Here is a 15,707-nt window from a genome sequence, read left to right on the forward strand (position 1 = left end):
ACTATGAAATCCCTTCTTAACTCTCAATTAATTTCTTAAATTTCTCTTCTAATTGATCTGGAGGTAATACGCCTCGTACTTGCTCTACGATAATTCCATCTTTATTAACAAAAAATGTCGTTGGTAAAGAAAATACTTTATAATCTAATCCAGCTACTCCGTCCATATCTAATAAAACAGGAAACTTAAATCCGTGACGATCTGCAAATGCGCTCGCTTCTTGTACTGGATCTCCAATAGTTGCATTTACCGCAAAAATTTCAACATCTTTTTTATATTTATCATACATATGAACTAAGTCAGGTGCCTCCATTTCACATGGACCACACCATGATGCCCAAAAATTAATAAGATACGGTTTTCCTTTTGCATCATTTAACGAATGCAGCTTCCCGTCTAATCCTTTTAACGTTATGTTTGGTGCTTTAAATCCTACTTGTGGTAGTATTTCTGTTTCTTGTAACTCCGCTTGTTTTGCTTTTCTTTCTTTTTCTTCTTTCTTTGTATTATAAAAGTTAACTCCGGCCCAAATTAGTGCCCCGGCCAGTATAATCGCAATTAGTTTCTTCACTTTTCTTCCTCCTCATTATTAAAAGCCTGTAAATCCACCGAATAGACGAATAAAGAATGCTGTAATCTTCGTCATTTGATTTGTATACAATAAAATACCTGTTACAATCATCATTCCACCGCCAATTTTCATCATGACATTAGCATATGTAACAATCCATTTCACCTTCCCAATAAAGAATGCCATCACGAAAAATGGAACCGCAAACCCAAGAGTATACGCTGTAATATAAAGAAGTGCCCCTTCAGGATTCGTTGCGCCAAGCATGAGTACAGCTGAAAATATCGGTCCAACACATGGCGTCCAACCCGCTGCATATGTCATACCGACTAAAATCGAGCGAATATATCCAGTCGATTTACTTCTATACTGCACCTTTTTCTCTGCCATAAGCCACTTAGGCTGAAACAAGCCCGTCATAAATAGCCCCATTAAAACAATAAAAATCCCACCAATTTGTTGAATCAATTTTTGGTTAGATGAAAATGTTATTCCAATCCAACTTACCGATAAACCTAACGCGTAAAATATAACCGAAAATCCAATCATAAAAAATATGGTATGTATAATCGCTGATTTTTGCATAATCCCACGATTTTCTTTTAAATCTTGAATAGACACACCTGTAATATAAGATAAATAAGATGGATATAGCGGTAAAGAGCACGGTGATATAAATGACAATACTCCCGCCCCAGCCACAAGCCAAATTGTTAAATCTGCTGCATTCATTTTATTCCCCCTAAAACACTACAATAAGTAGTGTTAATTCTTAAAAAAAGAGGCTATATGCACTCTCCGACAATAAGTACAACCGACATACAGAATAAACCTGCTGTTACATATACCGAATTCGTATGTAACGGAATAGTAAGCTTAACAACCTTTTCATTTAACACTTGCTCGATTCGTAAATTTATTGCTGTTTTTGCAAATGAAGCTGTAACACATCGATTTTCCATTGTCTTTATTTTAATTAATTTTAATAACGCGCTACCTAACTCAAATGAAGATTCCATTTTTTGCATCGCATATTTATCAGCAGCTAGCTCCTGATACGTGTGATACCGCTGTAACAACCCTTTTAATATCGGTATGTACATCATTCCTTCTGCTAATAGCGTAAAACAAAATAATTTTAAAGGATCACGATTATTTTGATGATATTCTTCATGGAAAATAATTGCATCCATTTCTTCATCTGAAAATGTTTGAAGCATCCCTTCTGACATGACAACTTTCGGACGAAATAACCCAATTGTAAATGCCGCAACTTCTGCGGTCGGCAATATATATATGTGTTTTCCTTTTCGAACGCAAGGGATAAGTACTTTTTGTAATCTTTTACTATAGAAAAATTGTCGCCAAATTCTTTTGCACACGATTAATACAGTAAGTAATAATAATCCAGCGATTATAATACGAATGAGCGATAATTCTTTCATATGTTTTTCTAACTGGAACAAGCAAAAATTTGAAAGAAAGAGCATCTTATTTTGAAACAGAAATGGATATGTAACGTAATACACTAACATACTGAAAAAGAGGGTACTAACAATTACTGCTAACAATACGATTTTACGCATTTGCCATTTCATTTCATGAATCCTCTTTTTTTAACTGACTCAATTTATCTTCTAACTTTTTTATTAAAGTCGGATCAGCCTGCTCTAACTCATCTAGCATATGATTTACAACTAAATCTCCAAATTCCCCCATCAATTCCTGTGTCATTTTCTTCGTTTGATTGGATAAGAATTCTTCTTTTGTTTGTACAGCACGATATATGCCACTTCTTTTTACAGTCTGTTTTTCTAAGTGTAATTTCTCTACTAACCTGTTCATAACTGTCATAACAGTGTTAAAATTCACAGGTGATTCTTCACTTAATTTCTGCTGCACTTCTTTAATCGTAATACCTTCGTTAGACCAAACAATCTCCATAATTTTCGCTTCAAGCGGTCCAAAGAAATGATTTAACCCTTGCTCATTTAACTTATAGTTTTGAGTAAACATAGTATAGCTCCTTTCACACTACGAATTGTAGTATAAATTAAATGAAAGGTCAAATGTGAATGAGATACACTAAAATTCACTACCTATAAATACATAGGCCATTCCATTCATTTTAAACCTAATTTTTCTCCAAATGTATCAAAGAGATACTGCTCTAATATTTGTACACTAAACTTCTCATTACGCCCAAATGCAAACAATTCCCGATCTTTCGCTACGATAGTATCTAACGGGATAACGACATTATCCACTATTTTTGTAATTTCAATGATGTTACTTTTTACATTTACCTCTGTTTTAAATTCAATGTTTTCTAATACGATATGCGAGCGTCTTCCTGATGCAAAAAAAGTAAAGTTAGGATTTTTATAAATACCAATTTCACTCTCTAGCGGATATAAATACTGAAAAATGATATCTCTATGTCCATCTTTTATTATTTTTTCATCCTTCTCATCATCCAAGTATTCTTTCACCTTCGTTGTAAATTCGAATCGAAAATCCACTTTTTTCACGCTCCCTCTTTGTATTTTTATATTAAATAAATATATTGAAATAATTTTACCATATTGTAATACAAGTTCCTATTAAAAGTAAAAACTCATTTGTAAAATCTCTATTATTTCCCATTCCTTTTTAAAGTATAAGCACTCATTCAATATGAATTCAAGCTTCTTTATATCCATTTAAACATATTGTTTCCATATTTTGAAACAATAGTATGAAGTGTTATATATCGATAAAATGAAACTTTAATCATTGGGGGTTTTTGATCCCCCGTCTAACTCCTTTACTTTCACTGAATTTTGAGTTGGGGGTCTTACTGCCCAGCAAATAGCGGGATAAACTGTTTCTAATTCATTTTTCTATATAGCTATCCCCCCTTTACTATTCCGATATATTTAAACTATATTTTCTACTTAATCATTACATCACAGAAGGAATGTAACTCTCTTCTATCGAATTTTTATATAACAAAAATGATTAGGTGGTGCTTTACTATGAAATTAGCTGTCATTGGTGGCGGTGATTTACAAGATTCAAATCACTTGCCTATTAATGAGCGACTTATAGAATTAACAAATAAACAGTATCCAAAAGTATTATTCATTCCAACAGCTAGTCATGATGATGAAAGTTATATAACATTATTTTTAGACACGTTCGAAAAACAATTACACTGTGAAGTACAAATTTTACGTATTATAGCCGATACACCTTCTAAATATGAACTAGACGAAATGATTCAATCAGCCGATTTAATTTATCTTGGCGGCGGGAACTATATTCAAATGATTACAGAATGGAAAGAACATAAACTCGATGAAAAATTACTATTGGCTCTGCAGCAAGGAACTCTCATTGCCGGGTACAGCGCTGGTGCTATGTGTTGGTTCACCTCTAGCATCCGATCAGATTATGAAGGTTCTGGTTATATAGAGAGCAACGGCTGGGGGATTGTGAACAAAAGGTTTTGTCCACATTATAATCAATTAAATAGAATGAACGCCTTCCATTCCTTTTTACAAAATCATCAAGGTAATATAGAAGGAATTGCACTAGAGGATAATTGCGCTTTATATATTACAGAAGAATCTTTTGAAATTATCGGTGAACCAGAGAAAGCGTGGGAGTTTTATATGAGTGATAACAAACTCATTAGACAACATTTTGATATTACTTTAAAAAGCTATTTATAAAGATACCTTTACAAAAAATGTCCCTAAGTAAAATAACTTAGGGACATTTTCAATGTTTAACTCACTAATCGTGTAATTCGTTTCTTCTGCCATGAAAGCTTATAATATGCATATTGTAGTATTAAGCTGACAATAAACGCTGCTGGGTACCCAATCCATATTCCTTCTATGCCAAGACTTGTATGGTAAGAAAGGTAATACGCTACAGGTACTTCAACAAGCCATATTGATACAACGCCGATAACAGTTGGCCATAATACTGTACCACTTGCTCGCATTGTCGCACTAATAATTTGCGCATGACCGAAGATTAAATAACTCCATAATGTAATCATAACTAGGCTATGAGCAATTTCAATTGTAGTTTGACTCGTTAAAAATAGTGATAGAATGTCTCTTGAGAACAAGTAAATAAGAGATATTAGCACACCACCGATGACGTAGTTCATAATAATTCCGGCCTTCACAACTTTCTGCAATCGATCAAATTGATTCGCCCCAATTGATTGTGCCGCAAAAATGGAAACTGTAATACCAAGGCTAACTGCTGGCATTTGTACATAACTTGCAACTTGGTTTACAACGCCATATGCCGCTGTTGCATCCGAACCGTAACGATTTACAAACGCGATTACCGCAATTTCAGATAATGAAACTAATATCATATTAATACTTGCTGGAATACCAAGTCGTAGCAATAACTTTAATAACTCCCCATCCATTCGAAGATATTTTCTAACCGTGCCATCTAGTTGTAATGGGTGATTTTTCTTCTTTAAATACATCAGCATAACAATAAACGTAATAACTGTAGATATAACAGAAGCATAGGCTGCCCCATACACATCTAATTTCGGAGCTCCTAACCATCCAAAAATAAGAATTGGTAATAAAATCATATTTAGCGCTGTACTTACAATTAAAAAGTAAAATGGCGTTTTAGAATCTCCTGTACCTCTCATAAATGTTGTGTATGCGAAATATAAAAATAATACTGGCATCGATATAAATAATATACGTGCATAATGTACACTTATCTCAATAATATTTTCTGGCGTTCCCATAAGGCGCATAATATCCATCGCAAAAATACTGCCTATTATCGCCAATACAACTCCAATAATAAAGGTAAATGTCAGCGTCGTACCAACGATAGCTTTTAAACGATCTTCGTTTTTAGCACCAAACGCCTGACCAATTAAAATAGAACTTCCTGAACCAATACCAATTACAAATGAAACGAGTAAGAAAAATAGCGGAAAGAATGCTGATATGGCCGCTAAATCATTAACTCCAAGCCATCTTCCTACTACTACCATCCCAAATAATTGTCCAACTGATTGTAATACATTACTTAATAGTAACGGTACTAAAAACATGGACATCGATTTCCATATCGGTTTACTCTCACTTTCTAACTTATGTGACTCCGCACCTTCTTTATTGTTATCTGTAGGTGGTTTCAAATTTCATTTCTCCTTTTAATAAAAATCTGTTTTTCAACTTCCATCTCTTTGTATAGTTGTTATTATAATGTGCTTCTATTCATTTTTTTCCGTACTATTATAACTTCACCCAATATTGGCTTCCATCAGCTGTTCTATCTAAAAATCCATATTCAATTAAATATCTTCTTAAAGTTACGAAATCCGGGTATACGCTTTCTATGACAGTATTTACTTCTTTTTCAGTGTACTTTTTATTACTATCAAACTTCGTCACTAAATGGCGTAATATAATTAATTTACGCTTTTGCTTTTTCGGGAATTTAGAAAGCGGTCCATCTAATCCTTCTGTAAAATGAGCTTTTAATACTTCATCATTTTCTTCTTCTGTAATATTGTAACGATCATCTACCATCGTTGCTGTTCTATGAATAGATACAAATTTCGTTTGTACTTTTGATTTTTCTTCTGACAGTTCCATTAACGCTAAAAACACTTTCGCTTGTTTCATTTTCTCTCGAAGTGTAAATCGATGATTGCGAATGGTTGATGTACTTCCGCCATCCATCTCTTTTACAATCTCTTTATCATTCAGCCCCATATGGAAAAACTGAACCATCTTCTTTTGCAAATCAGTTACACCAGTATACTTCTTATCAAGATTTATTAAATAATCAAACATAGACGTATGTTCATTTTGCACATGCACTTGTACAAACTTCTCTGCATCATACAAAACTTGATTATCTTGATAAATAACTCCCTTAATAAACGTTTCTCCACAAGCTAAACAAATATACTCCTCTGTTTCCTCATCAAACACATACCCTTTTTTCAATTCCTCCACCGACGCATCCCAAAACTTCTCTGAAATATCACTCATACTAAACACTCCTTCAAAATGTTTATCTAAAAACAAACAAATTTCAACATCGTTTATTATCACTTCATCATCTTAACACAATCAAAATAAACATTTCAATGTTTCGTTTACCTATTTTATAAACTTTTATAAAAACATCTATTAGATATTCTTTAAAAAGGAAATCAAGCAACAAAAAACGAATGTATTTAATGAATGAATTACGATAGGATGTGAAACAAAACATGACTATTTTACAAGACCCATGGTTTACTGTTAAACAAATTGCCCAAAATACATATGCGATTAGTGAATATGGACATTGGGAGAAAGTACATTCCTTCTTACTTGTAGGCGATACTACCGCACTCCTTATCGATACTGGACTAGGTATCGATAATCTGAAGCGTATAACTGACCAACTAACAAACTTACCAATTACTGTTGTCACAACACATGTCCATTGGGATCATATCGGTAGTCACGCACAATTTGAAGAAATCTATGTACATGCTTTAGAAGCGGATTGGCTCATTAATGGCATAAAAGGACTTCCTATTACTCAAATTAGGCACGACATCGCTCGTGATATTACTTTACCTACACCTAAAACATTTCAACCTAAAACATTCAAACCCTTTCAAGGAACACCAATAAAATTACTACAAGATGGAGATATGATTGATATCGGAAATAGGAAAATTCAAATTATACATACGCCAGGTCACTCACCGGGGCATATTTGCCTATACGATTATGAAACTGCTTTTTTATTCACAGGAGATTTACTTTATGAAGGCACGATTTTTGCATTTTATCCATCAACAAACCCTGTAGATTTAGTTCAGTCTCTAAATACAATTACAAACCTCTTTCCTATTAAACAAATTTTTGGTTCACATCATACCCTCGGCCTTTCACCTGTTATATTGAAAGAAGTGAAATATGCTATTCAATATTTAAATGATAAAGAGCTGATTAAACATGGGACTGGTATTCACACATTCCAAAACTTCAGCCTTCAATTTTAACTACAAAAAGGTGTTTTCGTATACGAAAACACCTTTTACTCATTATATATTCTATTTACAACCTCTACTAAAGCTTTACTTACCTGTACAAATGTATGCTTTCGGTTTCCATCCTCAATAAATTTATTAGCACAACTACCCATAATTATCATACAACTAATTATGACTAACGCTACCTTTCTATTCTTGTAAGTCACTTCATGCCACTCCACTATTACAAAACTTCTTTTGAATTTATCCCATCAAGAAATTTTACATGAATAATAAGCCGAAGGAATATGCAATTCTGCATATTTACACGTTTTATCAAGATGTTATGATTTAATTTAGCTAAAGAACACGTATACCGGGGTGACTAACTTGAAATTTAAAGCGAAAAAAAATCCATTTCACGTCATTTTTATTTCATTATTTATCATAATTTTTTTCATTTCGTTATTCTTCCAAAATGAAAATTCTATTTTTTTCACTCTCATGATGGTGCTAAATGTCGTTAATCTTGCTTCATTCTATTTTTCTCACTACCATATAACCGCGTCATCTCTTATTGTAAAACACGGTTTCATATTTCATACTGAAATTCCTTTTGAAGACATTCGTCATGTTAAATACTCTGGTAAAAAACTTCATTCAAAAAAATGGACTAGACAGCAATTAGAACTACATTACAATTTATTTGACTCAGTAACTGTTTTTGTACCCCAAAAAGAAGAAAAGTTCATTTCACTCTTAAAAGAAAACTGTCCACATATGAAAGTATTGAATATACCTACTAACAAATAATATAGTTTGGCACTTACAGTAATACAAATAGAAAAGATAAATATTAAAAAAGCCAAGATTCTATACTAAGAACCTTGGCTTTTTCTATTATTCTTTCGGAGCAATCATTTTTTTCGGATCTACAATTTCATCAAATTGTTCTTCTGTTAGTAACCCAGAGTGCAGTGCTGCTTCTTTTAAAGTTAACCCTTCTTTATGAGCATGCTTCGCAATTTTCGCTGCATTTTCATATCCGATGTGCGGGTTTAATGCTGTGACAAGCATTAATGAACGATTCACATTCTCTTTAATTACTTCTTCATCTGCTTCAATACCAACTGCACAATTATCATTAAATGAAACAATTGCATCTGCTAATAAGTGAGCGGATTGTAAGAAGTTATATGCAATAACTGGTTTAAATACGTTTAACTCAAAATTACCTTGGCTAGCAGCAAATCCAATTGTTGCGTCATTTCCCATCACTTGCGCTACAACCATCGTTAACGCTTCACTTTGTGTTGGATTTACTTTACCTGGCATAATAGAGCTTCCTGGCTCATTTGCCGGAATAATAATTTCTCCTAGACCACTACGTGGACCACTTGCCAACCAGCGCACATCATTCGCGATCTTCATCAAATCAGCTGCTAATGCTTTTAATGCACCATGCGTATATACAACTTCATCATGGCTCGTTAATGCGTGGAACTTATTTGGCGCAGAAATAAATTGCTTACCTGTAAATTGGCTAATTTCCTCTGATACCATCTCACCAAATTTAGGGTGAGCATTAATACCTGTTCCAACTGCAGTACCACCAATCGCAAGCTCTTTCATATATGTATTGCTCTCTGCAATCATACGCTCTGTTTTTTCAAGCATACGGTGCCATCCGCTAATTTCTTGTCCTAATGTTAACGGCGTTGCATCTTGCAAATGTGTGCGACCAATTTTTATAATATGTTCAAATGCAGTTACTTTTCCTGCTAAAGTTTCTTTTAATTTCGTAATTGCTGGTAATACGTGATTTTCTACTGCGATTACACACGCTACATGAAGCGCCGTTGGAAATGTATCATTTGAACTTTGAGACATGTTCACATCATCATTCGGATGAATATGTACATCAGATCCCTTCTCTTTCAAAATTTGATTCCCACGGTTTGCAATTACTTCATTCACATTCATGTTTGACTGTGTACCACTACCTGTTTGCCAGACGACAAGCGGAAAATGTTCATTCCATTTCCCTGCAATTACTTCATCTGCTGCTTCCACAATTGCTTCTGCTTTTTCTTCTGATAGCTTTCCTAATTTTTGATTGCTAAGCGCTGCACTCTTCTTTAAAATTGCAAATGCTTTTACAATTTCAAGCGGCATTTGCTCTGTTCCAATTGGGAAGTTTTCTTTACTACGTTGTGTTTGTGCTGCCCATAATTTATCAGCTGGAACTTTTATTTCTCCTATTGTATCTCTTTCAATTCTGTACTCCATTTTTTCATCCCCTTGAAAATAAAATACCTACATCTCTTATAATAACAGACTTTCTCTTAAATGATAAGGATTCTCACTCTTATATATAGATATTCTGTATTTATTTTTAAAAATTCCTCTTGACCTAAACTTAAGTTTAGGCTGTATCCTTTCCTTTGTAACCTACTATAACAATACTGGAGGAATTCAATATGAAAAAATATGCTTTCATAACAGGTGCGAATAAAGGAATTGGATATGAACTTGTTCGTCAATTAGCCGAAAAAGATTATCACGTATTTTTAGGCGCTCGCAATAAACAGCTTGGACAACAAGCTGTACAATCTTTACATGTATCAAACGTTTCCTATATTCAAGTAGATATTTCAAGTTCACAATCCATTCAAGAAGCAAACAAGAAAATTCATGAAACGACTGACCACTTAGATTTATTAATCAATAACGCAGGCATAGCACTAGACTTCAACACGCTACCTAGTGAATTAAATATTGAAACTTTACGTCAAGGATTTGAAGTTAACTTTTTTGGAACATTCCAAATGGTGCAAGCCTTTTTACCATTATTAAAGAAATCAAGCAACAGTAAAATTATCAATATAACAACTGACATGGCTTCATTAACAATGTTTGCTAATGGTGAAACACATCCAATTAATGCGTTAGGGTATAATTCTTCAAAAACAGCTATTAATGCTTTAATATTAGCTTTTAGTAAAGAATTTAGTACAAACGGCCCAGAAATTTTTGGAGTAACTCCCGGTTTTACAACTACTGACCTTAATGGTAATTCCCCAGGTGGCCATACGACCAATGAAAGTGCTAAAATTATTATTAAATATGCAGTAAGTGAAACAAACTATAATGGTAAAATATTAAATAAAGATGGAATTATAACTTGGTAGTAAAAGGATGAATTCTATGTATTATACGATCGGTCAAGTCGCCAAAATGCAACACTTAACTATTTCTCAAATACGTTATTACGATAAACAAGGACTGTTCCCTTTTCTTCAAAGAAATGAAAAAGGGGATCGAGTTTTTGACGAAGAAGCACTGAAATATTTAGAAATGATTTTATGCTTAAAAAACACCGGTATGCCAATTCAAAAAATAAAACAATTTATCGACTGGTCTATGGAGGGAGAACCTACTATCCTTCAACGGTTGGAATTAATGAAACAACAGGAGACCAATGTCTTACAGCTCATTCAAGACACTGAAAAAAACTTAAAAAAGATACAACAAAAAATTGCTAATTATGAGAACGAAATAACTTTAGCAAATACTATTACCAAATAAAAAAATCACCTTCTACATGTTGTAGAAGGTGATTTTCATTTTATGATGCTTGCTTTCCTTTATCTGCATCATCCACATACCAAATGAATTTGCCTGTATATCCATAAATAACTGCTAAGATTAATGAAACAAAGCTTAACCACATAAATGGAACGTATGAGAACGTTGCTACACCTAAAATACCAGCCATAAAAATACCATTATCAGACCATGGAACCATACCTGAAGTTAGCGTTCCACCTACTTCTGAGTTACGTGCTAATACACGACGGTCTATTTTTAATTTATCATAGCTATCTTCCATAATTTTCGGTGTTAAAATTAGTGATACATACATCGCACAACCAAATATATTGGCTAAGAATGCTACGATTAATGTAGACAATGTTACATTACCCGCAGAATTTAATTTCTTCTCAAATTTTGATACAATCACTTTTAAAACACCTAGTTTTTCAAGTAATCCACCAAATCCTAAACCGAAAATGATAACGGCTACTGAGCCAAGCATACCGTTAATTCCACCACGGTTTAATAACTTGTCAACAAACTCAACACCAGATTGAATTGAGAATCCGTTATACGCTGTTCCAATCGCATCTCCAAAGTTCATTCCTTGGAAAAGAGTTGCCCAAATTGCACCAATTAATGCTCCCATTGCAATTGTTGGCATAGACGGTTTCTTCATTGCTAATAGTGCAATGACAATGATCGCCGGAACTAACATCCATATTTTAATATCAAAGTGTTTTAATAATGATTCCTTTAAAAATTCTACTCGATTTAAATCTACGTTATCTCCGCCATACATCCAACCAGCTACAGTAAACATAATGCTAGTGATAATATACGCTGGAACGTCTAATACGAGCATAGCTCGTACGTGTGCAATAACATCTACTTTTGCCATAGATGCTGCAAGTACTGTACTATCAGAAAGTGGTGATAATTTATCTCCGAAATAAGCTCCTGAAAGAACTGCACCAGCAACAAGTGGTAATGGTAACCCAAGACCTTCACCAATTGCCATCATAGCAATACCTGCTGTTCCAACTGTTCCCCATGATGTTCCTGTCGCGATAGAAGTTATCGAACAAATAATTAATGTTGCTAATAGGAATATGCTAGGATGAATAAATTCTAATCCATAATAGATTAATGTTGGTACAACACCACCAGCAATCCATGTTCCAATTAAAGCACCTACTGCAACTAAAATGAGTATTGCTTCTAATCCGTTAGAAATCCCTTTCGTAATTGCATCTTGCAATTCTTGATAACGAAATCCTAATCTTAATCCAAGCGCAATTACTAAAAACCATGAAATAAATAGCGCTAATTGAATTGGGAGATCAAAAATCGTTTGGAAGGAAAAGACAACAGCAAGAAATAGTAATAAAAGAACTATGATTTCTAGCATCGATGGTAATCTTACACTTTTCATTTTTTTCTCTCCTTACAAGTCGATAACATGACGTATGTCGTCTTACATGTATGTAATATACAATTAGCGAAGACAAAACAAAATTTTCATATTATTTCGATTTATTTTTCCAGTATAATATATGGACACCTTTTCTATTGTAAAAGTAGATGCTACTTTTCGCAATGGAAAATATAAAAAATGTTACATTTTTTATATTTAACAATCAAAGAGTAACTTTTTTTATATTTGCTACCATAAAACTTTTTACTATTATGCTCACCGTTTTAAGGTCTATCATTATTCCCCACATAAAAAAAGCACACATCATTCAAATGATGCGTGCTCCACTTTTATTTATACATATCTTGTATTTCTTCTTTATTTTTAAGGATTTCCACAAAATTATCGCTACAACCTTTCGGAAATAACACTCCAAGCCCATATGAATGCTCAAACTGAAAATGAGGATACTTCGCTTTGACCTCATCCCAAAATTTATACACACCGAAGTTTCGATCTTTCACCTCAATATCGTGAAATAGCACGATACCGTTATTCGCAAGTTTCGGTAACCATGTTTTATAATCATGAGAAACTGCTTCATACGTATGATAGCCATCAATGTGCAACAAATTTATCGTTCCATCTTGAAACTGATCCACAGCCTCGTCAAAAGTAGACCGAATTAAATTACCTATATTTGGATAACTCATATTTACCACTTTATCTACGATTTGGAAAACACCTTCTCCATATGGACCTGTATGCCCGTCTCCTGTCCAAGTATCTACAGCAAAACATTTTGTAGCTAATCCCCCATCCTTTACCCCTTGACAAAAACTGAAAAAAGAAGCGCCTAGATGTGTACCTAGCTCAACTAATATTTCTGGTTTTTCAAATCTTACTAAATCGTATGCGAACTCCAAATGCCCAAGCCAGGCAGTATTCGCACGAATAAATGGACTAAAATTATCAAATTCAAATGTTGGTTTATGAGTAACCCAGTTCATCGCTTATCTCCTTCTACACATATTTTTAACAAACCAAATTACTCTTATCTTTATTTTTTTATCGTCATGATTATGATTCTATTTCATGAAAATATGAAGAATTAATCCTTTTTTATTGTGGTAAAGCATCATATACATATGGGTCTGTTGGCTTATTAATTTTCTCCACTTTACTAATTTTCACAAGTGGAAATAGCGTTCTTTTATATGTCGTTTTATCTAATATCCCTGTTACTTTTACCCATGTTTCTTCTGAAATTTTTTCAACATCTTGTCCCGTAACAATCATCCCCCAGACCGATGCATCTGCAATGCAACAAGTTATGCCATATCGAGCCACTACTGCTTTATTCCCCGTCACATCTCTATCCTTATATATGAACCCTGCGAATGTAATTTCTTTCCCTTTAAATCCATTAACATCTTGACCAATTATACTCATTGTTTGAACATAGTCCTTATCCTCTACTTGTATTTTACGCTGCCCTAACATACTTTTTGTTAATTGCTCTTCTGTTTGATAATTTGTTGATAAATTCGAAATTTCATCTTGATCAACTAATACTTCTCGCCAATCTGAATTAACCTGCCTTCCTTCTATTTCGTTCTTTTTCATACTTATCGCTTGGGCACTTTGATTCATACCCCTTTTTCCTGCTAAACTTCCATCAATTGTTACACTTCCAAAGAGAAAAGCGCTAATTATCGGAACAACAAATAAAACATATACAAACAAACTTTTCATCCCTAATTTTGATTCTGTATGATGCTTACAACAATTACAATCATCCTGTTTTTCTCTCCCATCTCTCCAAACTTGTAAAGAACCAAGAAGTAAGATCACTACAAAAGCTATATACATAAATTTAATCATTTTTGGAGCGATAAAATTATATATATTTCCGGTTACAAGTAATTTAAATAAGAGCATTGCTAAACCAATTAAAATAATGCCACGGATATAACGATGATATGCTTTCTGCTCCTCTTTCTCCATTGTCTCTCACCTCCTATAACATTGTAATTTGCACGACTGTGTACACCGATAAAATAATAATTCCAATCAAAAAGAATACAAATCTCCTTTGAAAATATGCAAATAGCATGAACGTATTTTTCATATCAAGCATAGGTCCAAACACAAGAAATGCGAGAAGCGCCTTTACCGAAAAAACATGTCCAAAAGATGCGGCTATAAACGCATCGGCTGCAGAGCAAATTGATAAAACATAACCAAATCCCATCATTATAATTGGAGCAATTACTTCGTTATGTGCTACTGTATCCAGTACATTCCGATCGAAAAACGTTTGAAATACACTTGCTAAAAAAGCACCAATTAATAAATACTTACCAGTATCAAAAAACTCATCTACAGTGTGATTTATAACATCTTTCCAACTCTTATTTTTGCTTTTTTGAACGGAAACCTCTACGTCTTTTAAAACATTTCTCCCGCGATAGCAATAATACACAATTAGACCTATGAATAGAGCAACAAGAATTGTTATCCCAAAGCGTGCATATACAACGTAATCATTTTTTTGAAACGCATATATGGTAGATAAAAGAACAACTGGATTCATTATAGGTACACTTAATAAAATAACAATGCCAACATGAAGAGGTAACCCCTTTTGAATGAGCCTTCTTACAATTGGTATAATGACACATTCACACATTGGAAAAAGAATCCCCACAAATACTGCTGGAATCATTGCAACAATTGGAGATTTCAGCATTACTTTTTGAATCATATCTTCTGTCACAAACACTTGAATGAGTGAAGAAACGATTACGCCTAATAAAATAAAAGGTACTGCTTCAAAAATAATACTTAAAAAGAGTGTGTTCACATTCAACCATACTTGTGGCACACTTTTGTGTAAATTTGCTAGGCTTGTAAAATCTACAAAAAATAATAAAAAGAGAAAAATAACAATAAGTACTATGCCTGCTAATTCTTTTGAAACTCTATTAAAAACCAACCTTCTCGCCTCCATTTTATTTATACGTAAACATGTGCTTGTCCAAATGCTTCTGCTACTACAACACAAATTTTATAGTCTATTCCTATTCTTAAATCGT

17 protein-coding genes are annotated in these 15,707 nt (G+C 33.5%); 5 read left to right on the forward strand and 12 right to left on the reverse strand.

The genetic code is table 11. The features are described from left to right. Nucleotides 1–16 precede the first annotated feature (16 nt). The 5 genes from V7S50_RS03390 to V7S50_RS03410 all read right to left on the reverse strand — a co-directional run bounded on the left by V7S50_RS03390 (nucleotide 17) and on the right by V7S50_RS03410 (nucleotide 3,093). Nucleotides 17–571, reverse strand: coding sequence for a TlpA family protein disulfide reductase (locus V7S50_RS03390; protein ID WP_063224016.1), 555 nt, complete (start codon nucleotides 569–571; stop codon nucleotides 17–19). Nucleotides 572–589: 18 nt separating this feature from the next. Continuing rightward, nucleotides 590–1,303 (reverse strand): cytochrome c-type biogenesis protein CcdA, encoded by a 714-nt coding sequence (ccdA, locus tag V7S50_RS03395; RefSeq protein WP_000990435.1) that lies wholly within the window; start codon nucleotides 1,301–1,303, stop codon nucleotides 590–592. Nucleotides 1,304–1,356: 53 nt separating this feature from the next. Continuing rightward, nucleotides 1,357–2,169 (reverse strand): M56 family metallopeptidase, encoded by an 813-nt coding sequence (locus V7S50_RS03400; RefSeq protein WP_242251351.1) that lies wholly within the window; start codon nucleotides 2,167–2,169, stop codon nucleotides 1,357–1,359. A gap of 1 nt (nucleotide 2,170) precedes the next feature. Next, nucleotides 2,171–2,587 carry a BlaI/MecI/CopY family transcriptional regulator gene (locus V7S50_RS03405; protein WP_063224018.1) on the reverse strand — a complete coding sequence of 139 codons (417 nt, stop codon included), beginning with the start codon at nucleotides 2,585–2,587 and terminating at the stop codon, nucleotides 2,171–2,173. A gap of 107 nt (nucleotides 2,588–2,694) precedes the next feature. Next, complete coding sequence (locus V7S50_RS03410) at nucleotides 2,695–3,093, reverse strand: DUF3942 family protein (RefSeq protein WP_242251350.1); 399 nt, start codon at nucleotides 3,091–3,093, stop codon at nucleotides 2,695–2,697. Nucleotides 3,094–3,588: 495 nt separating this feature from the next. On the opposite strand from V7S50_RS03410, the gene V7S50_RS03415 reads away from it, so the two are divergent. Further along, on the forward strand, nucleotides 3,589–4,287 hold the full coding sequence (locus tag V7S50_RS03415) for a peptidase E (protein ID WP_242251348.1): 699 nt from the start codon (nucleotides 3,589–3,591) through the stop codon (nucleotides 4,285–4,287). A 56-nt stretch (nucleotides 4,288–4,343) separates the two neighbouring features. Here the strand turns inward: V7S50_RS03415 and V7S50_RS03420 are convergent, their stop codons facing one another. Next, a complete protein-coding gene (locus tag V7S50_RS03420; RefSeq protein WP_242251347.1) occupies nucleotides 4,344–5,753 on the reverse strand; it encodes an MATE family efflux transporter in 1,410 nt (469 codons plus the stop codon). 97 nt (nucleotides 5,754–5,850) lie between these two features. Beyond that, complete coding sequence (locus V7S50_RS03425) at nucleotides 5,851–6,615, reverse strand: DUF2087 domain-containing protein (protein WP_242251346.1); 765 nt, start codon at nucleotides 6,613–6,615, stop codon at nucleotides 5,851–5,853. Between the two features lie 224 nt (nucleotides 6,616–6,839). Between V7S50_RS03425 and V7S50_RS03430 the strand changes: the two genes are divergently transcribed. Both V7S50_RS03430 and V7S50_RS03435 read left to right on the forward strand, forming a co-directional pair. Then, nucleotides 6,840–7,625 carry an MBL fold metallo-hydrolase gene (locus V7S50_RS03430; protein WP_242251345.1) on the forward strand — a complete coding sequence of 262 codons (786 nt, stop codon included), beginning with the start codon at nucleotides 6,840–6,842 and terminating at the stop codon, nucleotides 7,623–7,625. A 360-nt stretch (nucleotides 7,626–7,985) separates the two neighbouring features. After that, a complete protein-coding gene (locus tag V7S50_RS03435) occupies nucleotides 7,986–8,408 on the forward strand; it encodes a PH domain-containing protein (RefSeq protein ID WP_242251344.1) in 423 nt (140 codons plus the stop codon). A gap of 87 nt (nucleotides 8,409–8,495) precedes the next feature. Here the strand turns inward: V7S50_RS03435 and fumC are convergent, their stop codons facing one another. Then, a complete protein-coding gene (fumC, locus tag V7S50_RS03440; RefSeq protein ID WP_242251342.1) occupies nucleotides 8,496–9,884 on the reverse strand; it encodes a class II fumarate hydratase in 1,389 nt (462 codons plus the stop codon). Between the two features lie 191 nt (nucleotides 9,885–10,075). Here fumC and V7S50_RS03445 point away from each other — a divergent pair, with 191 nt between their 5' ends. Together V7S50_RS03445 and V7S50_RS03450 are read left to right on the forward strand one after the other, a co-directional pair. Then, complete coding sequence (locus V7S50_RS03445; RefSeq protein ID WP_242251340.1) at nucleotides 10,076–10,786, forward strand: SDR family NAD(P)-dependent oxidoreductase; 711 nt, start codon at nucleotides 10,076–10,078, stop codon at nucleotides 10,784–10,786. Nucleotides 10,787–10,802: 16 nt separating this feature from the next. Next, on the forward strand, nucleotides 10,803–11,183 hold the full coding sequence (locus V7S50_RS03450; protein WP_242251338.1) for a MerR family transcriptional regulator: 381 nt from the start codon (nucleotides 10,803–10,805) through the stop codon (nucleotides 11,181–11,183). Nucleotides 11,184–11,223: 40 nt separating this feature from the next. Here the strand turns inward: V7S50_RS03450 and nhaC are convergent, their stop codons facing one another. The 4 genes from nhaC to V7S50_RS03470 form a co-directional block, all read right to left on the reverse strand. Beyond that, complete coding sequence (gene nhaC / locus V7S50_RS03455) at nucleotides 11,224–12,627, reverse strand: Na+/H+ antiporter NhaC (protein ID WP_242251336.1); 1,404 nt, start codon at nucleotides 12,625–12,627, stop codon at nucleotides 11,224–11,226. Nucleotides 12,628–12,959: 332 nt separating this feature from the next. Next, nucleotides 12,960–13,619: a class I SAM-dependent methyltransferase gene (locus V7S50_RS03460; protein WP_063224028.1), complete on the reverse strand. Its 660-nt coding sequence runs from the start codon at nucleotides 13,617–13,619 to the stop codon at nucleotides 12,960–12,962. Nucleotides 13,620–13,731: 112 nt separating this feature from the next. Further along, nucleotides 13,732–14,616 carry a TIGR03943 family putative permease subunit gene (locus V7S50_RS03465; protein ID WP_242251334.1) on the reverse strand — a complete coding sequence of 295 codons (885 nt, stop codon included), beginning with the start codon at nucleotides 14,614–14,616 and terminating at the stop codon, nucleotides 13,732–13,734. Nucleotides 14,617–14,629: 13 nt separating this feature from the next. Next, entirely contained in the window at nucleotides 14,630–15,607 is a 978-nt protein-coding gene (locus V7S50_RS03470; RefSeq protein ID WP_242251331.1) for a permease, read from the reverse strand. Nucleotides 15,608–15,707 lie beyond the last annotated feature (100 nt).

It is taken from the genome of Bacillus sp. CCNWLW194, from assembly GCF_037120585.1.
Classification (GTDB): domain Bacteria; phylum Bacillota; class Bacilli; order Bacillales; family Bacillaceae_G; genus Bacillus_A; species Bacillus_A basilensis.